At 60.4% G+C, this 19,985-nt stretch carries 23 protein-coding genes; 10 read left to right on the top strand and 13 right to left on the bottom strand.

Features of this window, described 5'->3' with window-relative positions; translation table 11 throughout:
• Positions 1-5: 5 nt before the first annotated feature.
• From ACQ4MM_RS02645 to ACQ4MM_RS02630, 4 genes are read right to left on the bottom strand one after another with little or no spacing between them, the layout of a single operon-like run.
• Positions 6-1,064, bottom strand: coding sequence for a branched-chain amino acid ABC transporter permease (locus ACQ4MM_RS02645; RefSeq protein WP_431475907.1), 1,059 nt, complete (start codon positions 1,062-1,064; stop codon positions 6-8).
• Between the two features lie 3 nt (positions 1,065-1,067).
• On the bottom strand, positions 1,068-1,964 hold the full coding sequence (locus ACQ4MM_RS02640) for a branched-chain amino acid ABC transporter permease (RefSeq protein WP_431475999.1): 897 nt from the start codon (positions 1,962-1,964) through the stop codon (positions 1,068-1,070).
• 5 nt (positions 1,965-1,969) lie between these two features.
• Positions 1,970-2,782 carry an ABC transporter ATP-binding protein gene (locus ACQ4MM_RS02635; protein WP_431475906.1) on the bottom strand — a complete coding sequence of 271 codons (813 nt, stop codon included), beginning with the start codon at positions 2,780-2,782 and terminating at the stop codon, positions 1,970-1,972.
• 14 nt (positions 2,783-2,796) lie between these two features.
• On the bottom strand, positions 2,797-4,719 hold the full coding sequence (locus ACQ4MM_RS02630) for an AMP-dependent synthetase/ligase (protein WP_431475905.1): 1,923 nt from the start codon (positions 4,717-4,719) through the stop codon (positions 2,797-2,799).
• A 135-nt stretch (positions 4,720-4,854) separates the two neighbouring features.
• On the opposite strand from ACQ4MM_RS02630, the gene ACQ4MM_RS02625 reads away from it, so the two are divergent.
• Both ACQ4MM_RS02625 and ACQ4MM_RS02620 read left to right on the top strand, forming a co-directional pair.
• Complete coding sequence (locus ACQ4MM_RS02625) at positions 4,855-5,538, top strand: Crp/Fnr family transcriptional regulator (RefSeq protein ID WP_057262169.1); 684 nt, start codon at positions 4,855-4,857, stop codon at positions 5,536-5,538.
• 146 nt (positions 5,539-5,684) lie between these two features.
• On the top strand, positions 5,685-6,491 hold the full coding sequence (locus ACQ4MM_RS02620; protein WP_431475904.1) for a beta/gamma crystallin-related protein: 807 nt from the start codon (positions 5,685-5,687) through the stop codon (positions 6,489-6,491).
• A gap of 5 nt (positions 6,492-6,496) precedes the next feature.
• On the opposite strand, the gene ACQ4MM_RS02615 is transcribed toward ACQ4MM_RS02620, so the two are convergent.
• Complete coding sequence (locus ACQ4MM_RS02615) at positions 6,497-7,282, bottom strand: nucleotidyltransferase domain-containing protein (protein WP_431475903.1); 786 nt, start codon at positions 7,280-7,282, stop codon at positions 6,497-6,499.
• A gap of 70 nt (positions 7,283-7,352) precedes the next feature.
• On the opposite strand from ACQ4MM_RS02615, the gene ACQ4MM_RS02610 reads away from it, so the two are divergent.
• Genes ACQ4MM_RS02610 through ACQ4MM_RS02590 form a run of 5 tightly spaced genes read left to right on the top strand, consistent with a single transcriptional unit; the run spans position 7,353 to position 11,583 of the window.
• On the top strand, positions 7,353-9,143 hold the full coding sequence (locus ACQ4MM_RS02610; RefSeq protein ID WP_431475902.1) for a M24 family metallopeptidase: 1,791 nt from the start codon (positions 7,353-7,355) through the stop codon (positions 9,141-9,143).
• Positions 9,140-9,403, top strand: a complete 264-nt coding sequence (locus ACQ4MM_RS02605; protein ID WP_431475901.1) for a hypothetical protein — start codon at positions 9,140-9,142, stop codon at positions 9,401-9,403. The genes ACQ4MM_RS02610 and ACQ4MM_RS02605 overlap by 4 nt, the downstream gene beginning before the upstream one ends.
• Before the next feature lie 12 nt (positions 9,404-9,415).
• A complete protein-coding gene (locus tag ACQ4MM_RS02600; protein WP_431475900.1) occupies positions 9,416-10,159 on the top strand; it encodes an MgtC/SapB family protein in 744 nt (247 codons plus the stop codon).
• Between the two features lie 9 nt (positions 10,160-10,168).
• Positions 10,169-10,753 carry a DUF924 family protein gene (locus tag ACQ4MM_RS02595; RefSeq protein WP_431475899.1) on the top strand — a complete coding sequence of 195 codons (585 nt, stop codon included), beginning with the start codon at positions 10,169-10,171 and terminating at the stop codon, positions 10,751-10,753.
• Positions 10,753-11,583, top strand: a complete 831-nt coding sequence (locus ACQ4MM_RS02590; RefSeq protein ID WP_431475898.1) for a Rossmann-like and DUF2520 domain-containing protein — start codon at positions 10,753-10,755, stop codon at positions 11,581-11,583. Before ACQ4MM_RS02595 ends, ACQ4MM_RS02590 begins: the two co-directional genes overlap by 1 nt.
• Positions 11,584-11,599: 16 nt before the next feature.
• Here ACQ4MM_RS02590 and ACQ4MM_RS02585 read toward each other — a convergent pair whose 3' ends face one another.
• The 3 genes from ACQ4MM_RS02585 to ACQ4MM_RS02575 all read right to left on the bottom strand — a co-directional run bounded on the left by ACQ4MM_RS02585 (position 11,600) and on the right by ACQ4MM_RS02575 (position 12,996).
• Positions 11,600-11,776: a hypothetical protein gene (locus tag ACQ4MM_RS02585; protein ID WP_431475897.1), complete on the bottom strand. Its 177-nt coding sequence runs from the start codon at positions 11,774-11,776 to the stop codon at positions 11,600-11,602.
• A gap of 9 nt (positions 11,777-11,785) precedes the next feature.
• Positions 11,786-12,313 carry a carboxymuconolactone decarboxylase family protein gene (locus tag ACQ4MM_RS02580; RefSeq protein ID WP_431475896.1) on the bottom strand — a complete coding sequence of 176 codons (528 nt, stop codon included), beginning with the start codon at positions 12,311-12,313 and terminating at the stop codon, positions 11,786-11,788.
• 62 nt (positions 12,314-12,375) lie between these two features.
• On the bottom strand, positions 12,376-12,996 hold the full coding sequence (locus tag ACQ4MM_RS02575) for a MarR family winged helix-turn-helix transcriptional regulator (protein ID WP_431475895.1): 621 nt from the start codon (positions 12,994-12,996) through the stop codon (positions 12,376-12,378).
• Between the two features lie 218 nt (positions 12,997-13,214).
• Between ACQ4MM_RS02575 and ACQ4MM_RS02570 the strand changes: the two genes are divergently transcribed.
• Positions 13,215-13,577 carry a hypothetical protein gene (locus ACQ4MM_RS02570; protein WP_431475894.1) on the top strand — a complete coding sequence of 121 codons (363 nt, stop codon included), beginning with the start codon at positions 13,215-13,217 and terminating at the stop codon, positions 13,575-13,577.
• Here the strand turns inward: ACQ4MM_RS02570 and ACQ4MM_RS02565 are convergent.
• Entirely contained in the window at positions 13,568-14,146 is a 579-nt protein-coding gene (locus ACQ4MM_RS02565; RefSeq protein WP_431475893.1) for a molybdopterin-dependent oxidoreductase, read from the bottom strand. The two genes, ACQ4MM_RS02570 and ACQ4MM_RS02565, sit on opposite strands and share 10 nt — an antisense overlap.
• 18 nt (positions 14,147-14,164) lie before the next feature.
• On the opposite strand from ACQ4MM_RS02565, the gene ACQ4MM_RS02560 reads away from it, so the two are divergent.
• Both ACQ4MM_RS02560 and ACQ4MM_RS02555 read left to right on the top strand, forming a co-directional pair.
• On the top strand, positions 14,165-14,758 hold the full coding sequence (locus tag ACQ4MM_RS02560; protein WP_431475892.1) for an alpha-ketoglutarate-dependent dioxygenase AlkB family protein: 594 nt from the start codon (positions 14,165-14,167) through the stop codon (positions 14,756-14,758).
• Positions 14,759-14,942: 184 nt separating this feature from the next.
• Entirely contained in the window at positions 14,943-15,527 is a 585-nt protein-coding gene (locus ACQ4MM_RS02555; RefSeq protein WP_431475891.1) for a porin family protein, read from the top strand.
• 101 nt (positions 15,528-15,628) lie between these two features.
• Here the strand turns inward: ACQ4MM_RS02555 and ACQ4MM_RS02550 are convergent, their stop codons facing one another.
• The 4 genes from ACQ4MM_RS02550 to rarD form a co-directional block, all read right to left on the bottom strand.
• On the bottom strand, positions 15,629-16,102 hold the full coding sequence (locus ACQ4MM_RS02550; protein ID WP_431475890.1) for a DUF6265 family protein: 474 nt from the start codon (positions 16,100-16,102) through the stop codon (positions 15,629-15,631).
• 187 nt (positions 16,103-16,289) lie between these two features.
• Entirely contained in the window at positions 16,290-17,957 is a 1,668-nt protein-coding gene (gene ettA, locus ACQ4MM_RS02545; RefSeq protein ID WP_431475889.1) for an energy-dependent translational throttle protein EttA, read from the bottom strand.
• 107 nt (positions 17,958-18,064) lie between these two features.
• Positions 18,065-18,847 carry a PEP-CTERM sorting domain-containing protein gene (locus ACQ4MM_RS02540; protein WP_431475888.1) on the bottom strand — a complete coding sequence of 261 codons (783 nt, stop codon included), beginning with the start codon at positions 18,845-18,847 and terminating at the stop codon, positions 18,065-18,067.
• A 152-nt stretch (positions 18,848-18,999) separates the two neighbouring features.
• A complete protein-coding gene (rarD, locus tag ACQ4MM_RS02535) occupies positions 19,000-19,875 on the bottom strand; it encodes an EamA family transporter RarD (protein ID WP_431475887.1) in 876 nt (291 codons plus the stop codon).
• Positions 19,876-19,985: the final 110 nt, after the last annotated feature.

Genomic DNA, 19,985 nt, shown 5'->3' with positions numbered 1-19,985 from the left:
GCCGCTCAGTGCGGGAAAGGCCACAGGCGGAGTTTCTCTTTACCGATTTGCCACAAACGCGCCAGACCGTGGGGTTCCACGATCAGGAAGAAAATGATCAGGGCGCCGAACACCATCAGCTCTAGGTTTGATGCCACAGTGGTTGGCAGCGCCAGGCTGTGGGCCACGATGTTCAGGAACACCGGCAACAGCACGATGAAGGCAGAGCCGAGGAATGAACCCAGCACCGAGCCGACGCCGCCGATGATGATCATGAACAGGATGCGGAAGGACAGGTCCAGGTTGTAGGCTTCCGGCTCCACGGTGCCGAGGTAGGCGAAGGCGTACAGCGCGCCGGCCACGCCGCAGTAGAAGGAGCTGACCGCAAACGCCAGCAGCTTGGTGCGCATCAGGCGGATGCCGATCACTTCCGCCGCCACATCCATGTCGCGCACGGCCATCCAGGAGCGGCCTACGTTGGAGCGGATCAGATTCTTGGCCAGCAGGGCCATGATCGCCACAACCGCCAGTACCAGCAGGTATTTGCGTTCCGGCGTGTCGAAGGCATAGCCGAAGATTTCCATTTTCTGCGCGGTGATCACGCCGGAGGAGCTGTAATTCGTCAGCCAGCCGATCTTTGTCAGGCACCACACCACGAAGAACTGGGTTGCGAGCGTGGATGCTGCCAGGTAAAAGCCCCGAATGCGCAGCGATGGCAGGCCAAAAGCCATGCCGACCATCGCGGCGCACAGGCCGCCCAGCACGAAGGCCAGCAATACGGGAATGCCGGGGATGCGCAGCATGAAGTTATACGCCGAGAACGCGCCGACCGCCATGAAGGCTGCGGTACCGAGCGAAAGCTGGCCGGCGTAGCCGGTCAGGATGTTCAGCCCCAGCGCAGCCAGCGCGAAGATCAGGAAGGGGATGAAGATCGCCGACAGCATGTAGGGCGACGACGCCAGCGGCAGTACCAGCAGCGCTATCGCCAGCGTGGTGAACAGCGCGATACGGTCCTGGCGGATCGGCAGGATCTGGCCGTCCGCCTCGTAGCTGGTTTTGAATTGTCCTGCTTCGCGGTAGAACATCGCTCAAATCCTCCGGATGATTTTTTCGCCGAACAGCCCTTCAGGGCGAACCAGCAGGAACAACAGGGCCAGCACATAAGGGAACCAGCCTTCGATACCGCCGCCGACGTGCGGCCCGATATAGACTTCGGCCAGCTTTTCCGAAGCGCCGATAATCAGGCCGCCGACAATCGCGCCTGGCACGGAGGTAAAGCCGCCCAGGATCAGCACCGGCAGCGCTTTCAGCGCAATGAAGGTCAGCGCGAACTGCACGCCATTGCGCGCGCCCCACAGCAGGCCGGCCACCAGTGCCACCATGCCCGCCACCGCCCACAGGATGCCCCAGATGCGCTGCAGCGGGATGCCGACCGCTTGCGCTGCCTGGTGGTCATCCGCCACCGCACGCAGCGCGCGGCCGACTTTGGTCTTGGCGAACATCACCGCCAGCAGGGCCACCATCACTGCGCAAATCGCTGCCGCCGTCAGGTCGAACTTGGAAACGATGATGTTGAATTTCTCCATCAGGTATTCGCTGGGCACGTCCTCGATCGGGATGTCCAGCTTGTGCACCTGCGAACCCCAGATAAGCTGCGCCAAACCCTCGATGAAGAAGGCCAGGCCGATGGTGGCCATGAACAGCGTGATTTCGGGCTGGTTGACCAGGGGCCGCAACACTACGCGCTCGATGGCCAGTCCGAGGACGATCATCGCCAGCACCGTCGCCGGTATCGCCAGCCATAGCGAAAGCCCGAACTTGTCCATGAAGCCAACGCAGGTCAGGGCGGCAAAGAACACCATCGCCCCCTGGGCGAAATTGAAAACCCCGGACGCCTTGTAGATCAGCACAAAGCCGATGGCCACCAAGGCATACATCACGCCGGAAAGCAGGCCGCCGATCAGCACTTCGGCAAAGAAATTGATATCCATCAGTGAGCCACTCCGAGGTAAGCGTCGATCACGTCCTGGTTGGTGCGGACTTCATCCGGCGTACCGTCGCCGATCTTCTTGCCGTAATCCAGCACTACCACGCGGTCCGAAATATCCATCACCACGCCCATATCGTGCTCGATCAGCACGATGGTGGTGCCGAATTGCTCGTTCACGTCGAGAATGAAGCGGCACATGTCCTGCTTCTCTTCCACGTTCATGCCGGCCATCGGTTCGTCCAGCAGCAGGATGTTCGGCTCCGCGGCCAGGGCGCGGCCCAGCTCAACGCGCTTTTGCAAGCCGTAAGGCAAGCGCCCCACCGGCGTCTTGCGGATATGCTGGATCTCGAGGAAGTCGATCACTTCCTCGCATTTGCGGCGATGTTCGATCTCTTCGCGACGTGCCGGACCCCAGTACAGCGCCTGCAGCAGGAAGTTCGACTTCATCTTCAGGTTACGGCCGGTCATGATGTTGTCCAGCACCGTCATGCCCTTGAACAGCGCGATATTCTGGAAGGTGCGCGCGATGCCCGACTTGGCGGCCGCGTAGCAATCCATATTCTTGCGCTGCTGGCCGCGGTAAATGATCTCGCCCTGTTGCGGACGATATACGCCGTTGATCACGTTAAGCATCGAGCTTTTGCCTGCGCCGTTCGGACCAATGATGGCGCGGATCTCGTGCTCGCGCACGTCGAAGGAGATATTGGTCAGCGCCTTCACTCCGCCGAACGACAGCGAGATATTGCGCATGTCCAGGATCACGTCGCCGATCTTGCGGCCAGCGGTGATGGCTTCCGGTTCATTCATTTGCATGGTGGCTTTCCCGCTTATGCTGCCTTGAGGTCCATGATCCGCAGGTCAGCCGCCACCATACCGGTGCGGCCATCCTCGAACTTGACCTGGGTTTCGATGTATTGCGAAGCCTTGTCGCCGTACAGTGCCTCGATCAGCACCGCGTATTTTTCGGCGATGAACTTGCGGCGCACTTTGCGGGTGCGGGTCAGTTCATCATCGTCAGGGTCGAGCTCCTTGTGCAGCACCAGGAACCGGTGGACCTGGGTGTCCGCCATCAACGCCTCCTGTGCCAGGTCGGCGTTGACCTTCTCCACGCATTCCTTGACCAGCGCGTAAGTCTGTTCGTGCGCGGCCAGGTCTGTGTAGCCGGAGTAGGCGATGCCGCGCCGCTCGGCCCAGTTGCCCACGGCCTCCATGTCGATGTTGATGAAGGCGGTCACCTTGTCGCGCTCATGACCAAACGCCACGGCTTCTTTTATGAAGGGGAAGAACTTCAGTTTGTTCTCGATGTAGTTCGGCGCGAAGATGGCGCCATTGTTCATCTTGCCTACGTCGTCGGCGCGGTCGATGATGCGCAGGTGGCCGTCGTTGTCGAAGATGCCGGCATCGCCGGTGTGGAAGTAGCCTTCGCCGTCGATCGCTTCGGCCGTTGCGTCGGGACGCTTGTAATAGCAGTGCATCAGCGTCGGCGACTTGACCAGCACCTCGCCGTTCTGCGCCAGCTTCACCTCCACCCCCGGCGCAGGCTTGCCGACCGAATCAAACTTGATCTCGCCATCCGGCTGCAGGCAGATATAGGCACAGGTTTCGGTCGAACCGTAGAACTGCTTCAGGTTGACGCCAATCGAGCGGTAGAAACGGAACAGGTCGGGGCCGATCGCAGCGCCCGCCGTGTAGGCCACGCGGATGCGCGACATGCCCAGCACGTTGCGCAGCGGCCCATACACCAGAACGTTGCCGATGGCGTAGCTGATGCGGTCCCCCAGCGGCACTGGCTTGCCGTCCAGGATATCCGAGCCCACGCGGCGTGCAACGTCCATGTAGTGATGGAACATCTTGCGCTTGATGGCGCCTGCGTCTTCCATGCGGATCATCACTTGCGTCAGCATGTTCTCGAAGATGCGTGGTGGCGCAAAGTAGTAAGAAGGGCCGATTTCGCGCAAGTCGGTGGTGACGGTGTCCGAGGACTCCGGGCAGTTGACGGTGAAGCCGGCAGTCAGCGCCTGCGCGAACGAGAACAGGCAATCACCCACCCACGCCATCGGCAGGTAGGACAACACGTTTTCCGAATCGGTCAGCTTGTCGAAGCCGATGCCGCCAGTGGCCGCCGACAGCAAAGCCTTGTGAGTCTGGCACACGCCCTTTGGCTTGCCAGTGGTGCCGGAGGTGTATAGGATGATCGCGCTGTCGCTTTCCTTGCCTTCGGCGATCGACGCTTCGTAGAAACCTGGATGCGCCTTGTCATACTCCCGCCCCAGTTCCTGCAGGCTGGCATAGGACATCAACTGCTGGTGGGTGTAATTGCGCATGCCCCGCTCGTCTTCGTACGCGATATGCGCGATCCCCGGGCATTGCTCGCACAAGTCGAGCAGCTTGTCGACCTGCTCCTGGTCCTCCACGATGGCGTACTGGATTTCCGCGTTCTCCAGCACGAAGGCCAAGTCGGCCGCCGGAGCATCCTGGTACATCGGCACCGGCACGCCGCCAAGGCACTGCGCCGCCAGCATCGACCAGTACAGGCGCGGGCGATTGTCGCCGATGATGGCCAGGTTCATGCCGCGCTGGAAGCCGATTGCCGCCAGCCCGCAAGCCAGCGCGCGCACTTCGGCATTCACTTGCTGCCAGTCCCAGGTCTGCCAGATGCCCAGGTCTTTTTCGCGGAACGCAGGCTTGTGCGGCCGCTCCTTGCCATGCTGAAGCAGCCTGCGAGGGAAGGTCGTCAGATTATCCTGCACGGTGTCTCCTTGGATTGTAGGTGCGCTTTTTTAGTTGTGACGCGCTTTTTGTGTGATGATATTAGCGTGAGCTATGTCGCAAAGTTGTCATTTCAAAGACAATTCGTCGACTTTTGATGGTGCGACGCAACAACAATGAAAACTGAACCCAGCCTGATTGAAGCCATTCGCAGCTCCACCTGGGCGCCCGTGCTCACAGAGGAACAATTGGCGCGCGTAGAGGCCAGCTGCTATGAGGAATTTATTCCCAAAGGAGGCTTCGTTTGCCATAAAGGCGAAATTGTCGATAATTGGATCGGCATTATTTCGGGCATGGTGAAAATGAATAATTTTTCGCCAAACGGGAAAAGCGTCACATTTACTGGAGTGCCGCCGGGCGGCTGGTTCGGTGAAGGTTCATTACTTAAAGATGAATGCCGCCGATATGACGCCATGACCCTGCGTGACAGCCGCATTGCACGCATGCCGGCCGTGACCTTCCACTACCTGCTCGAGAATAGCCTACCCTTCACCCGGTTCCTCTTGATGCAGCTCAACGAACGTTTGGGTCAGTTCATCGGAATGGTGGAAAACGAGCGTCTGCTGGACCCGGACACACGCGTTGCACGTTGCCTGGCGTCATTATTCAATTCCCACCTTTATCCGGGCATCGAACGGCTGGTGCAGATTTCGCAGGAAGAGGTTGGCCTGCTGTCGGGCTCCTCACGCCAGCGCGCCAACCAGGCCCTGCAAGTGCTCGAAAAACAGGGCCTGTTGCGCGTGGACTACGGCGGTATTCGCATACTCGACCTGGACGGCTTGCGCCGCTTTGAAGCCTGAGATTCCGTGCGGCACAGTTGCCACTGATGAACTGCGCAGCGCCAATGACCCGGAGGTTCAGTTTACTAAGTAACGCGTGTTCCCGAACAGACCAGCCCCGTTTGCCGCGCCATGCTAGGCGAACCTGATCTGTATCGGAGGACATCATGAACTTTCCAATCAGAACTACGCTGGCGGCCCTTGTCGCCCTCGTCAGCGCGCAAGCCTTTGCACAAATCACGCTTTATCCACGGGAAGGCTGGCGTGGACGCCCGGTCAATGTGACCCGCTCCATCAGCGATTTGCGTTCCGCAGGGTTCGACAACCGTGCCTCGTCCGTGGTGGTTGAGCGCGGCCGCTGGGAGGTTTGCCCGCAGCCCAACTTCCAGGGCGAATGCCGGATTTTGCGGCGCGGCAGTTATGAATCACTGGAAGGCATGGGGCTGAATGACAATATCTCGTCGATTCGTGCCGTGCCATCGCGTCGCCGCGTGGATGAAATGGCTTACGCGCCTGAGCCAGTCGCCCAGCCAAACTATGAATACCGCATGCGTCCAAGCGAGCGCACTTATGAGGCGCCGATTACCTCGGCCCGTGCGGTGGTCGGCCCGCCTGAGCAACGCTGTTGGGTTGAACGGCAGCAGGTCGAGGCTTCGGGCGGCAGCGGCACCGCTGGAACGATTGCCGGCGCCTTGATTGGCGGCGTGCTGGGCCACCAGGTCGGCGGCGGTTCCGGCCGTGATATTGCCACGGTTGGCGGCGCGATCGCCGGCGCGGCTGTCGGTTCCAACGTGGGCCGCAACGCGGGCAACCAGTATGCCCAGAACGTCCAGCGTTGCGAAACGATTCCGAGCCGTACTCCGCAATACTGGGACGTGACCTACGAGTACCGCGGCACTGAACACCGGGCTCAGCTTTCGTCGGAACCCGGCCGCACCATCACGGTCAACCGTGATGGCGAGCCGCGCATGTAGCGGGATTAACGCTGCTCGGCCAGGACGGTGTGGAATAGCCGGTTCAGTTCAGCATTGACGTCACTGCTTCGGACGCTGACCACGTCTGGCCGTTCAAGCCGCTCGAGTTCGGATTCGATGAAGCGGTTCAGGCATGGGACTGGCTCGGACAGTCCCATTTCTGGCGCCGCTTTTTTCTTCTCCAGCAGCGCGGCGATGGCGTCCAGCAGTTCCGTTTCGCCTTCCAGCAAATGCAGTAGCTTATCGAACTCGATAGGCGCCGGCGTGCCATAACGTTCGAGCCAACGTACGGCCAACAAGGGGCGCAGTACGTAGAAATACTTCTTCAATGGCACCATATCGGCACGCAGATAGCCGCGATAGTTGGTCTTTGCCATGCTCCGATAGTGGTAGGTACCGTTTTCGCAGGAATACACTTGCGGCAGCAGCGCGCGGGCGCCATCCGCGAAACCGCCGTGCGAACGGTACAGGATCGGCGACTGGATCCACTCGACAAATGCCGGATTCGAGCGGCGGAACAGGCGCAGCGCTTTGCGGAGGTCCCAGCCATTTATGTCGATTTCGTCGACGATCTCGTATTCGATGACGTCGCGTTTCTCTTCCAGGTCGACCGCCACGTACCAGTCGCGTGGATGCGCATATATGAAGCGCACATCGTAATCGCTATTCGGCGAGGCAAAACCCCAGGCACGGCTTCCGGACTCTACTGCCAACAGTACACGCACATTATGTTCGGCTTCCGCAGCCGCGAGCCGGTGCATGATTTCGGCCCGTACGTCGTCAGGTATCAATTCTCTCTCCATTGCCGCCAGAAAGCGGCGGCAGCCGAGCATTATGACGCAATCGGGGTATGATTGCGCTATGAAAGAATCAATCCGCACCAGACTTGAATCCATGCGCGCGGCGATGCGCCGCCATCAGGTTGATGCCTGCATGGTCCCTTCCTCCGATCCCCATTTGTCCGAGTATTTGCCGGCGCGTTGGCAGGGGCGGGAATGGCTGTCGAGTTTTACCGGCTCGGTCGGCACATTTATCATCACCCAGGATTTTGCAGGTGTCTGGACCGACGGCCGTTATTGGACGCAGGCGGAAGCGGAGCTGGCTGGCACAGGCGTGAAGCTGATGAAAATTTCATCGGGCGCCAGTGTGCAGTATGTGGATTGGCTGGCCGAGACACTGAAGCCGGACCAGGTGCTGGCGGTGGATGGCGCGGTTCTGGGCTTGTCGATTGCCCGCCTGCTGCAGGCACGCGGTATCGTCATGCGCACTGACCTCGACCTTCTGGACGAGGTCTGGACCGACCGCCCCGGCCTGCCGGATGCTCCCGTCTACGAACACCTGCGTCCATTTGCCGACATGACCCGCGCGGCCAAGTTGGCGGCGCTGCGGGCGGAAATGGCGCGCCAGGGCGCGACCCACCACATCATTTCGACGCTGGACGATATCGCCTATCTGTTCAACCTGCGCGGCTCGGACGTCAACTACAACCCGATCTTCCTGTCGCACGTACTGGTCGACCAGGAGCGTGCCATGCTGTTCGTCGGCGCAGGCAAGATCGAGCCGGGCTTGTCGGGACTGCTGGCAGCCGACAATGTCTTCGTCGCGCCATATGAGGAAGCGGCGCAGGCACTGGCCACAATCCCGGCTGGCAGCACGCTGCTGCTGGACCCGCGCCGCATCACTTTCGGTACGCGCCAGGCCGTGCCCGAGAGCGTGAAGGCAATCGAAGCCGTCAACCCAACTACATTCGCCAAGTCCCGCAAGACTGCACACGAGGCGGATCATGTTCGCGCAACGATGGAGCAGGATGGCGCCGCACTATGCGAGTTCTTTAGCTGGCTTGAGCAAACCCTGGCGAATCCGAGGCGCGAACCGCTGACCGAATACGCCGTCGGCCAGCATCTGCTGGACGCGCGCCGCCGCCGTCCCGGCTTCGTCAGCCCAAGTTTTGGCACTATCGCAGGCTTCAACGCCAACGGCGCGATCATGCATTACCGCGCTCCGGCACAAGGCAGCGCCGTGGTGGAAGGCGATGGCCTGCTGTTGCTCGATTCCGGCGGCCAGTACAACGGCGGCACCACCGACATCACCCGCGTGGTGCCGGTCGGTGTCATCAGCCGGGAACACAAACGCGACTTCACCCTGGTCCTGAAAAGCATGATGGCGCTGTCTGTCGCCCGCTTCCCGCGCGGCGTCAAATCGCCGATGCTGGATGCGATTGCACGTGCGCCGTTGTGGGCGGAGGGAATCGACTTCGGCCACGGCACCGGCCACGGCGTCGGCTTCTTCCTCAATGTACACGAGGGACCGCAATCGATCTCGCCGTCAACGCCGCCGGATGCGCATACGGCGATGGAGCCCGGCATGATCACGTCCAACGAGCCTGGCATTTACCGTCCCGGTAAATGGGGCATCCGTATCGAAAACCTGGTGCTGAACGTGCCGGCGCCGGATTCGGAATTCGGCGAATTCCTGCGCTTTGAAACCCTGACCCTGTGTCCGATCGACACGCGCTGCATCGAAAAGTCCCTGTTGCGCGAAGACGAAGTGCACTGGCTGAATGAATACCACGCCACCGTGCGTCAACGACTGGCCAAGCATGTCAGCGGCGATGCGCTGCGCTGGCTGAACGAAAGAACCGAGGCAATATGAGTCGCTCCACCAGAGCATCCAACGCGCTGGCGCGCCTGAAAGAGCGCTCCGGCAACCAGGCCTATTCGCTGACCATGACCGGCAGCGGCCATTTCTTCCTGACGGAAGGACCTGGCCAGCCGCCACTTTGTCCGCCCATGGAACTGGACAATTTTGTGGCCTTCGTCAATGCGCAAGGCCCGCAGAAAGTTAAACGCGTCAGCAAACTCGATGTAGCATTCGAAAAGCAGCTCGCAGCCAAGAAAACACCAAAACCATAAAGTGAGGCAGCTATGCCCAGCATAGAGTTCCTGCGTGCCTACTGGTCGTCCGGCGAACTGGCGACCAACCTCGTAATCCTGATGAATATCGGCGGTGCGCTACTGCTTGGCCTGCTGGTGGGCTATGAGCGCTCTTACCACGGGCGAGCGGCGGGCATGCGCACTTATGGACTGGTGTGCATGGCATCGGCGGCACTGACCGTGGTATGCGGCTACCCGTCGCTATGGTTCGGCGGCCATATGTCCGAGCTGGTTGGCACCGATCCAACCCGTGTGGTGCAAGGCATAGTGACCGGCATCGGTTTCCTTGGCGCGGGTGTGATCATGCGCGAGGGCTTCAACATTTCAGGCCTGACGACGGCGGCGTCGATCTGGGCCTCGTCGGTGATCGGCATTGCGGTAGGCCTGGGCTTCTACCTCGGCGCTATGGGGCTGGCCTTCCTGTGCGCGATGTCGATGATCTTCCTGTCGAAGGTTGAAGCGTGGCTGCCGTCGCGCCATGCAATCGCCATCACCATGCGTTTCAAGCCGGGTTTTGAGCCGAAGGAAGACCAGCTACGTGCCATGGCGTTGGAGCGCGGCTACCAGATCGCAGGCGGCTCGATGACCATCGGCATGGACCAGGGCAAACTGGAATGGCGCTTTGTCGCACTGGCATTGAGCAAGCGCAGTGGGTCGCCGCTGTCGCGCATCGCGGAAGAGATGACCCATTACGAAGGCATCGATAGCTTCCAGGTCACCCACGCACGCAACTAGGAGGCAGGTTTGGTCATCCATTCACAAGACGTTCTCGATTTCTGGTTCCTGCCAATCGGCGCCAAGGGCCACAATATTCAGCGCCCCGAGTGGTGGCGCAAGGACGATGCATTCGACCGCGCTATATTCCAGCAGTTCGGCGACGTGATCGAAGATGCGCTGCTAGGTGGCCTGCGACAGTGGGACGACGAGGGCACGCAAGGTACGCTGGCGCGCATCATCGTGCTGGACCAGTTCACGCGCAACGTTTATCGCGGCACGCCGAAAGCCTTTGCCGGCGATGAGCTGGCGCTGGAGGCCGCCAAAGCCATGGATGATTCCGGCGCCAACCAGACCTTGCCGCCTGCGCAGCGTGCGTTCTCCTACATGCCGCTTGAGCATTCGGAAAACCTGTCGATGCAGATGCGCTGCGTGGACTTGTTCGAAATGCTGGCAGCCGATTCTTCGGGCTATGCAGGCATGCTGGATTTCGCCAAAAAGCATTACGAAGTGGTCCGCCGCTTTGGTCGCTTCCCGCATCGCAATGCCATCCTCGGCCGCGAGTCGACGCCGGAGGAGATCGAGTTCCTGAAACAGCCGGGGTCGAGTTTCTGATGCGAGCATTGACTGTTGTTGGCGGCGGCCACGTTGGCCGCGTCCTGGGCCGGCTGTTTTCGGCGGCAGGCGTATTTGCTGTACAGGATGTGCTGGCGCGTTCGGCTGATAGTGCCGCGCAAGCGGTGGCCTTTATCGGCGCCGGCATGCCGGTCACTGGGAAAGGCGCCATGCGGCCGGCCGATATCTTCATGTTGACGGTAACGGACGACCAGATCGTCCCGGCTTGCGAAGCTTTGGCGGCTGCCGTGCCTTTGCGGGGCGCTGTGGTATTTCATTGCAGTGGTGCGCTGGCATCCGACCGGCTGCAAGCGGCACGCGCTGCCGGCGCTTACGTCGCCAGTGTGCATCCGATCCGCAGCTTTGCCGACGTGGACGCGGTGGCGGCGGGATTTGCAGGTACCTTCTGCGGGGTTGAGGGCGACCAGCCGGCGCTGGACGTGCTGCTGCCTGCGTTGGCAGCGATTGGCGCAAGGGCAGTGCAGATCGACCCTGCGGCCAAGACTGTCTATCACGCAGCCGCTGTCTTCGCGAGCAATTACCTGGTGACCGTGATCGATGCTGCCTTGCGTGCCTACCAGGCTGCCGGCATCCCAGAAGCGGTGGCGCGCGAACTGGCGCGGCCGCTGGCGCTGGAGTCGATGGAGAATGCTTTCCGCCTTGGCGCGGCGCCGGCGCTCACCGGACCGGTGGCGCGCGGCGATATGGCCACCGTGCTGCGGCAGCAGGATGCCGTGATGGCGTGGGATGCGGAAACGGGCCAGCTGTACCGCGCGCTGGTCCCGCCAACGATCGCGCTGGCTGAGCGTAAACGGACAGGCAAGCCCTGACGGGCCTGCCTGCTCGCTAGCTGGGCGCGACGCAGCCATCCGCGTCGCAGGGCGGGCCGCCGCCGTGCTGTTCGGCCAGCATGCGCCCGATCACTCCTCCCTGCACCATGTCATCGATGCTTCCGAAGTGGTTCAGCCGCAGTCGACCGTCGCGATCGAACAGCAGCAGGCTGGGCGTGTCGCGCGGAAGCATCGAGCCGCATCATTTTGCGCGCAGCTTCACGCCAGGGAAATCGACCGGCACCTTGAACGCCACGTTCACGTAGTTGGTGAACAGGTTTAGCGCCACATGGGCCATGATCTCCACGATTTCTTCATCACTGAAGCCGACCGTGCGCAGCTCTTCCACCTGCTCATCGTCAATTTTGGCGCGGTTGCTGACCACTGCTACGGCGAAGCGTAGTGCGGCAGCGGTTTTCGGATCGCCCGACTGGCCGGCCTGCGCCGCGCTCATCTCGTCAGCCGAGGCGCCGGCCTTGCGGCCCAGTGCAGTGTGCGCGGCCAGGCAGTACTCGCAATCGTTGCGGTCAGCGATCGCCACAGCGATCTGTTCGCCCAGCTTGGCACCGAGTTTGCCGTCGCCGAGGGCGCCGAAGCTGCCCCACATGCTCTGCAAAGCGGCCGGGGAATTGGAAACCGCCTTGAACATATTCGGCGTAGCGCCAAATGCCTGGTGGATCTGCGCCAGCAGGCCGGTGGAGTCATTGGTGTTGAGTGGAATGCGCGACATGATGAAGTTCCTTTCATTTAAAGTAGGAGTCCTAAGTATTTAGGACCAAAAAAAGGCCGCCCTTAAACCAGGGCCTGCCAATTCTTTACTTGCTGCGCAGGATCGGCCGGCTGGTGCTCCGGACAATCGATGCGCAGCATCGCCACCGACAGCGGCGCGTCGACCAGCCCGCAATGGTGCGGGGCGGCGGCGTCCTGGTGCCGGTCTGGCTGGAAATGTTTGCAGGACAGGCAGGCGCGCAGCTCCGGGAAACGTTCCGTCTTCTGCAACTGCCCGATCACCTGCAGCAAGCCGCCCAGCAACTGTTCCTGCGCCTGGGGCGACAGCTTCGCGACTGCCTGGTCGGCAAAGCCGGTTGCGCCCGCAATGCGCTGCGCCACCTGCCGGCCTGCGTCGGTAAGATACAGGTCAGTGGCGCGGCCATCGTCCAGTGCACGTGCTTTGCGGACCAGGCCTTTCGCAACCAGTGCCGCTACCGAATCGCTGGCGCTGGCTGCTGAAATTGAAAGTTGTTTTGCAACCCAGGACAAGCGCACACCTTGCGCCCGGCTGTGCAGCAATTGCAGGATCTCAGCCTGCGCCGGGTTCAGGTTTTCGCTGGTCGCAAATTCCCACATGCCCGAGCGCAGCACGCTGCCGATGCGGGAAATGGCGGAAACAATGCGGGTTGAAGTGGTGTCCATGCGCCAAGTATAGGGGCGAAAAACTATTTGTCAAGGACTCCTAACTAATCTCCGTCTTGTAAATCAGCAGTGCAAAAGTATAGTTGAAGAGCCGGTAATGATTTTTGCTCTGGCTTCTGTTGTGGACGAGCAAAAAGATGGACCTGGCGAGTGACAAAATTGGCCGTTAGCAATAAGCTTGTCCACCTAAGCCACATACACAGTTCTAGGGGAACGCTATGTTATTTTTGAAATCCACGTCTGTCACCAAGGCGCCCGGCATCTACGAAGTTGATATTGCCGCCAAGCCGCCTGGCAAGACTTTCGGCGTGTACATGGCAACCGACCCGGATAATCCGCCGACTTCCGTGCTCGACGCACTGGCTGCCGGCGGTTTCAAGCAAGTGCACAGCTCCGGCTACACCCACAAGGACCGTGGCAAGGTGCTGGACCTGCACTTCCAGAAAGATGGCACTGACCTGTTCAACGGCTGGAAGGCGGACGAAGCCGAAGCCAATATGGCCATCATCAACAAGATCTTTGGCGATATCGGCGTCGCGATCACCCCGCGCGTCATGTCGCTGGCTGAAGCTTACGCCTGAACCTCAATGTGATAGAGGGCCCAGGGGCAGGTAGCGAAGCGCTCGCCAACGGGCCTGCTTGCCATTTCCGGCACGCGATCCGCATCATAAATCGCCCATAAGGGACCCAGCCCGCCCAGCGCCATCGGCGCGCCGTCCAGGTGGGTGGCAACGATGTAGCGCTGCGCCTTGGCGCGCGCCAGGGCCACCGCCACTGCATAACCATCCACTGCACGCAGGATCAGGTTGCTGCTGTCGCCAGTTTGCGCGCCGGCGGCTTTCAGCACGTCCGCCAGCAGCGGGCCGGACAGGGTATGCGGCCGGCTATCGTATTCCAGCGTCGGTTTGATGGTGATCGCCGGCAGCGCAGCCAGTGCGGCAAAATCGAAGGTGAAAGCCTTGTCGAAAGTCAGGCGCTGGCGGTGCATCATCTGGTCCGCGACGCGGTCGAAGCCGCCACGGTTCGGTTTGGCAATGGCGCCGGTGACGGTCAGCAGTGCCGGGCCACGCTCTGCCTTGGGGGCAGCGGCGCCCAACGAGGGGAGGGCGCCTGCCGCTGCCACGGCGCCGAGGAATTGACGTTTGTTCATTGCTATATGATAACGCCTATGGACCTGTTTTCTGCTGAAGCCGAGTTATTGCCCATCCCGATCGACGATGGCGAGCTGTATTTCCTGCAGCAGCTTCCGCTGGCTGTGGATAACGCGCAAGTTATGCAAGGCCTGCTGGATGAAACCGCTTGGAGGGCAGAAACCATCTTCCTGTTCGGCCGCGAGGTGGCGCAGCCGCGCCTGAGTGCCTGGTATGGCGAGCAGCGCTACACCTACTCGGGCCGCACTTTCGAACCGTTGCCGTTCACGCCGCTGCAGCTTGAAATCAAGCGCGCTGTCGAGGCCGCCAGTGGCAAGCGCTTCAACAGCCTGCTGCTGAACTACTACCGCAATGAGCAGGACAGCATGGGTTTCCACAGCGACGATGAACCGGAGCTGGGCCCGCAGCCTGCCATTGCCTCGGTCAGCTTCGGCGCCACCCGCACTTTCATCCTCAAGCACAAAAAGCAGCCCAAAACCGTCAAGATCGACCTCATCGACGGCAGCATGTTGTTAATGGCGGGAAAACTCCAGCATTGCTGGCGGCACGGCATCAATAAAGAGCGAAAACCCTGCGGTCCTCGTATCAATCTGACATTTAGGCTTATCTGATGCCAAGTTCGCTCATTTTGGGTTGAATATTGGTAATTCAAGGCCGCTTACAAATGCACACAATTCTTACCGCTTCGTCTCCCCCTTGAACTTTTGGCAGTGTTATCGTGCTTTCCATCGCACTTCCACAGACGAAGCGCGATCCCAAGCAAGTCCGACTTACTTTTGCTGAAAGATCACGAACATGAAAAAAATCGCACTCGCACTCATCACTTCCGCCGTTGCCCTGAGCGCGGCTTCCGTCCAGGCGCAGGAGCTCAAACCGTACATCGGCGCGGGCGTGGTGGCGAACTCCAACAAGTACACCCTGCCGAATGACACCAGCGACGGTGACAAGAAAACCACCGAGTATGGCGGCAAGATTTTCGGTGGCGTGCAGATCGACAAGACCTGGGGCGTGGAAGCTGGTTATGTAGACTTCGGCAAACAGTCGTACAACTACACCACCGGCGCCGGCACCGGCAGCATCGAAGGCAAGGCAAAGTCCTTCTACCTGGCCGGCAAAGGCACCTTCCCGATCAACCAGCAGGTTGCACTGACCGGCAAACTGGGCCTGGCTCACAACAAGAATGATGTGAATGCCACCGGCCTGGCTTCCGCGTATAACGGCGATAGCAGCCGAAATGCGCTGTACGCCTCGGTTGGCGCTGAATACGCCTTCACGGAGAAAGTGTCGGGCGTGCTGGAGTACGAACACTTCGGCAAGAACGACATCGACCAGGGCCGCCGCAAAGGTGCGGTCAACCTGGGCGTCAAGGCAAGCTTCTGAGTCGAGGGGGAGGGCAGTTCAGCTGCTTCCCCCCGCAAAGTCCCGATCGAGGCCGGGTGCGACAACGGCAGCCTGGCGCTGCCAATGTCCTTGTGCCCGCCTCACCCTCCATTCGGACATTGCGTCCGCTGCATCGGGTAGTCGAAGGCTTTTTCCTTGCCCTTCGAGACACCTTCGATACGGGCCTTGATGCCGTCGGCGCCATCGCGCTTGTAAATGATCCGCTGCGGGAAGTCATGCTGCGGGTTTTCAAATACCACTTCACCATCGCCGACCGACTTGATCGGAAAAGCTGCTTCCAGTTGCCGGCTTGGCTTGGCCACATAGGCCCAGATGCCCGGCTCGGTTTCGCGGATCATGGTGTGTTCCCACTCGACCGTCTTGCCGTTTTTCACGGTGCGGGCCACGCCCAGCATGGTGCCACCGGCCGGCAGCGTCCACATTTCCACTGAACCTTTTTCGGCGCCGGTATGCGACCAGCAGCCGGCCAGCCAGGATAGTTTGTCGATCGGGGCCTCGTGCGCAATGGCGCCTGCGCTGGCCAGGACCAGTCCACATAGGAATTGTTTGCGCATGCGGGGCTCCCTTCTGAAAACCGGTAAAGCGGGGTCAGACCCGAGGGTCTGACCCCTAATGATCTTGCCGCTAACGGGGTTGGTTACAGGTCTTTGACGTTGGTCGAAAGTCAAAGGCGCACAACCGGACCAGCGGCTTCGGCATAGACAGGGTCTGACCCTTGGGTCAGACCCAGGTTTACCGGTTTTAGCCGTGCAGCGGCTTGTAGCGAATACGCTTCGGCTTGGCACCCTCTTCACCCAGGCGCTTCTTCTTGTCGGCTTCGTATTCCTGGTAGTTACCCGCAAAGAAGGTAGCTTGGGAATCGCCTTCGAAGGCCAGGATATGGGTTGCGATACGGTCCAGGAACCAGCGGTCGTGGGAGATCACCATCACGGAACCGGCGAACTCCAGCAGTGCATCTTCCAGCGCGCGCAGGGTTTCCACGTCGAGGTCGTTGGACGGTTCGTCCAGCAGCAGGACGTTGCCGCCCATCAGCAGGGTCTTGGCCAAGTGCAGGCGGCCACGCTCACCGCCGGACAGGTTGCCAACGACTTTCTGCTGGTCCGAGCCCTTGAAGTTGAAGCGGCCGACGTAGGCGCGCGACGGCATTTCGAAACGGCCCACGCTGAGGATGTCGGCGCCGCCGGAGACTGCCTCGAACACGGTCTTCTCGTTGTCCAGCTTGTCGCGGCTCTGGTCCACCAGCGAAATCTTGGCGGTCTTGCCGATCGCCACTTCGCCGCTGTCCGGCTGCTCGATACCGGCGATCATCTTGAACAGGGTCGACTTACCGGCACCGTTCGGGCCGATGATGCCGACGATCGCGCCAGGCGGCACGGTGAAGGACAGGTTGTCGATCAGCAGGCGGTCGCCAAACGATTTGCTGACGTTCTTGAACTCGATCACGTCGTTACCCAGGCGTTCCGCCACAGGGATGAAGATCTCCTGGGTCTCGTTGCGCTTCTGGTATTCGTACTCGCTCAGTTCATTGAAGCGCGCCATACGGGCCTTGGATTTGGCCTGGCGTGCCTTTGGATTCTGGCGCGACCATTCCAATTCCTTCTGCAGCGCTTTCTGGCGCGCGGACTCGGTGGCTTCTTCCTGCTTCAGGCGGTCCTGCTTCTGGTCCAGCCACGAAGAGTAGTTACCCTTCCATGGGATACCGTGGCCGCGGTCCAGCTCCAGGATCCATTCGGCAGCGTTGTCCAGGAAGTAGCGATCGTGGGTGATGCCGACCACGGTGCCCGGGAAGCGCACCAGGAACTGCTCCAGCCATTCCACGGATTCCGCATCCAGGTGGTTGGTCGGTTCGTCGAGCAGCAGCATGTCCGGCTTGGACAGCAGCAGCTTGCACAGCGCCACGCGGCGCTTTTCACCACCGGACAGCACGCTGATCTTCTGGTCCCAAGGCGGCAGGCGCAGCGCGTCGGCCGCCATTTCCAGTTGCAGGTTCAGGTTGCCGCCGTCGGCAGCAGCGATGATCGACTCCAGGCGTTCCTGCTCTTTGGCCAGCGCGTCGAAGTCAGCGTCTTCTTCCGCGTAGGCGGCGTAGACGGCTTCCAGCAGCGCTTGCGCATTGAAGGCCTCGCCCAGGCCGGATTCCACTTCCTGGCGCACGGTTTTTTCCGGGTCCAGCTGCGGTTCCTGCGGCAGGTAGCCGATGTTCAGGCCCGGCATCGGGCGTGCTTCGCCCTGGATGTCAGTGTCGATGCCTGCCATGATTTTCAGCAGGGACGATTTGCCGGAGCCGTTCAGGCCCAGCACGCCGATCTTGGCGCCCGGGAAGAAGGACAGTGAAATGTCCTTCAGAATCTGACGTTTCGGTGGGACGATTTTGCCCACGCGGTTCATGGTATAGACGTAATTGGCCACGGTATGTGTTCTTGTCGGTTCGTAAAGGCGCTAGTTTAGCGCATTGTGGTGGCGCATAAAAAAAGACCCGGCATGTGCCGGGTCCTTTCTGGCGTGAAGGCGACTGCTTATGCTTTGCGGCGGCGCACCGTGGCCAGTGCGATCAGGCCCAGGCCGGTCAGCAGCAGGCTGGTCGGCACAGGTACATCGGCCGGCGGAACAGCATCTTGTGCCACGAAGTCCAGGCGCACGTCGGAGATATTGAATTGGCCCAGCAAGGACTTGATGGTCAGGTTCAGGATGCCGTCGGCGACCAGGTCGTTCAGGGCCAGCGCATCCAGGTTCAACTCCACCGACAAGTCGCCGCGATAGGCGTCGTACTGGTTGATGTCCTGGTTGTAGAAGTAGTTGTAGCCGCCGTTTTCGGAGCCGGTACGTTTCTTCTTGTCTTCGATCTGCCCGCTGTCGGTGTTGGAGACCAGGTGTTCGTCGACGCTGTCGGAGGCGGAAGTGGCGCCGGTGCGCACTTCCATCTGGTCCACTACGTTGTCGCTGTATTTCGCGTTGAATTGCTTGACGTGGAAGTTGTCCTTCACCACCTTGCATTTGCCCTGCTTGTTGCAATCCGTGGTGGTGCGGTCAACCGAATAGTTCAACTGCTTGACCGAGGAGGTCAGGCCATAATCGGCGGCGGAATAGCCGAACACAGTCAGGGAACCGGAAATGATCGAGGCGCTCGACAGGCCGCTGCCGGCCAGCAGGCTGTTGACGTCGACTTGCAAGTTCTGGCTCAGGCCCGTCGTCAGGTAATTGTCCAGAGAAAGCGAGGACGAAAGGGCGACCGGGGCCGCGTGCACCGATGCCGCGCAGAACAGGGCGGCGATGCCTACCAGAAATTTTTTGCTTACCATTATGCTCTCCCGAAGTGATACCGGGAATTAAGCAATTGTCATGCCTGGACGCAATCAACTTTCCCTAGATCATTGATTCAATTGCGGAAAACTCAATTGAATGATGGAAATGATGCTTGTCATAGAGGTAACCCTGCAAAATTTTCCGACACTCAACTCGCCTTTCTGTTCGTCAACCAGCCCTCCAGCATATAGATTGCCAAAGCGCTCCAGATGAAAACAAATCCAACCAGCCTGGTCGGCGAAAACGCTTCGTGGAAAACCCAGACCCCCAGCAGCATCTGCAGTGAAGGCGACATGTATTGGAGCATGCCCAGCACCGACATCGGGATGCGGCGCGCGCCAGCCGCAAACAACAGCAGCGGGATGGCAGTGGTCGGGCCGGCTGCTGCCAGCAGCCAGCGCGTACTGTCCGACTCGGCATTCAGGAACACGCTCTGGCCGTGGTACACCAGCCAGCCGAGGTAAGCCACCGCCAGCGGGAACAGGATCAGGGTCTCGAAGGACAGCCCTTCCAGTGCCGCCAGCGCAGCAGTCTTGCGCAGCAGCCCATAGGCGCCAAAGCTCAGGGCCAGCACCAGCGCGATATACGGCACCTGGCCGGCCTGCCACGTCAGCCAGGCGACGCCGGTTGCCGCCACACCGATGGCAATCCACTGGCCGCGGCGCAGTGTTTCCTTCAGTACCAGCATGCCCAGCAGGACATTTACCAATGGGTTGATGAAGTAACCCAGGCTGGCATCCACCACATGGCCGTTGTTGACCGCCCATATATACATGAACCAGTTCGCACTCAGCAAGAAAGCGCTGGCCAGGAAGCTGGCCACCACCTTGGGTTGGCGCAGCACTTGCGGTAGCCAATTCCACTGGCGGCGCACCGCCAGCACCAGCATCAGGAACAGCAGCGACCACGCCATCCGGTGCGCCAGGATTTCGGACGCCGGCACATTCTTAATTGCGTGAAAATACAGTGGAAACAGGCCCCAGGACAGGAAGGCGCCTGCGGCGTACAGCATGCCGGTATTCATGAGAGCGATGATTTTCTATGCGTAAAGGTGGAAAATAGCATATCCGTCAGGTTTTCACCGGCGGCTGAAAAACTTGCAAAAGGCTTTTAGTTGGCCTATTGTGCGATGCA

The organism is Massilia eburnea, assembly GCF_050709955.1.
Taxonomy (GTDB): domain Bacteria; phylum Pseudomonadota; class Gammaproteobacteria; order Burkholderiales; family Burkholderiaceae_D; genus Rugamonas; species Rugamonas eburnea_A.
The sequence above is the reverse complement of the archived record's forward strand: the minus strand, read 5'-3'. Positions and strand labels throughout refer to the sequence as shown.

What these genes read in the sequence shown, in the direction of transcription:
- ACQ4MM_RS02575 (WP_431475895.1), bottom strand. Translation starts at nt 12,996, where the DNA reads ATGGACACCACTTCAACCCGCATTGTTTCCGCCATTTCCCGCATCGGC.
- ACQ4MM_RS02635 (WP_431475906.1), bottom strand. Translation starts at nt 2,782, where the DNA reads ATGCAAATGAATGAACCGGAAGCCATCACCGCTGGCCGCAAGATCGGC.
- ACQ4MM_RS02540 (WP_431475888.1), bottom strand. Translation starts at nt 18,847, where the DNA reads ATGGTAAGCAAAAAATTTCTGGTAGGCATCGCCGCCCTGTTCTGCGCG.
- ACQ4MM_RS02620 (WP_431475904.1), top strand. Translation starts at nt 5,685, where the DNA reads ATGAACTTTCCAATCAGAACTACGCTGGCGGCCCTTGTCGCCCTCGTC.
- ACQ4MM_RS02625 (WP_057262169.1), top strand. Translation starts at nt 4,855, where the DNA reads ATGAAAACTGAACCCAGCCTGATTGAAGCCATTCGCAGCTCCACCTGG.
- ACQ4MM_RS02590 (WP_431475898.1), top strand. Translation starts at nt 10,753, where the DNA reads ATGCGAGCATTGACTGTTGTTGGCGGCGGCCACGTTGGCCGCGTCCTG.
- ACQ4MM_RS02555 (WP_431475891.1), top strand. Translation starts at nt 14,943, where the DNA reads ATGAAAAAAATCGCACTCGCACTCATCACTTCCGCCGTTGCCCTGAGC.
- ACQ4MM_RS02580 (WP_431475896.1), bottom strand. Translation starts at nt 12,313, where the DNA reads ATGTCGCGCATTCCACTCAACACCAATGACTCCACCGGCCTGCTGGCG.
- ACQ4MM_RS02600 (WP_431475900.1), top strand. Translation starts at nt 9,416, where the DNA reads ATGCCCAGCATAGAGTTCCTGCGTGCCTACTGGTCGTCCGGCGAACTG.
- ACQ4MM_RS02565 (WP_431475893.1), bottom strand. Translation starts at nt 14,146, where the DNA reads ATGAACAAACGTCAATTCCTCGGCGCCGTGGCAGCGGCAGGCGCCCTC.
- ACQ4MM_RS02645 (WP_431475907.1), bottom strand. Translation starts at nt 1,064, where the DNA reads ATGTTCTACCGCGAAGCAGGACAATTCAAAACCAGCTACGAGGCGGAC.
- ACQ4MM_RS02610 (WP_431475902.1), top strand. Translation starts at nt 7,353, where the DNA reads ATGAAAGAATCAATCCGCACCAGACTTGAATCCATGCGCGCGGCGATG.
- ACQ4MM_RS02570 (WP_431475894.1), top strand. Translation starts at nt 13,215, where the DNA reads ATGTTATTTTTGAAATCCACGTCTGTCACCAAGGCGCCCGGCATCTAC.
- ACQ4MM_RS02605 (WP_431475901.1), top strand. Translation starts at nt 9,140, where the DNA reads ATGAGTCGCTCCACCAGAGCATCCAACGCGCTGGCGCGCCTGAAAGAG.
- ACQ4MM_RS02585 (WP_431475897.1), bottom strand. Translation starts at nt 11,776, where the DNA reads ATGCTTCCGCGCGACACGCCCAGCCTGCTGCTGTTCGATCGCGACGGT.
- rarD (WP_431475887.1), bottom strand. Translation starts at nt 19,875, where the DNA reads ATGAATACCGGCATGCTGTACGCCGCAGGCGCCTTCCTGTCCTGGGGC.
- ACQ4MM_RS02550 (WP_431475890.1), bottom strand. Translation starts at nt 16,102, where the DNA reads ATGCGCAAACAATTCCTATGTGGACTGGTCCTGGCCAGCGCAGGCGCC.
- ACQ4MM_RS02560 (WP_431475892.1), top strand. Translation starts at nt 14,165, where the DNA reads ATGGACCTGTTTTCTGCTGAAGCCGAGTTATTGCCCATCCCGATCGAC.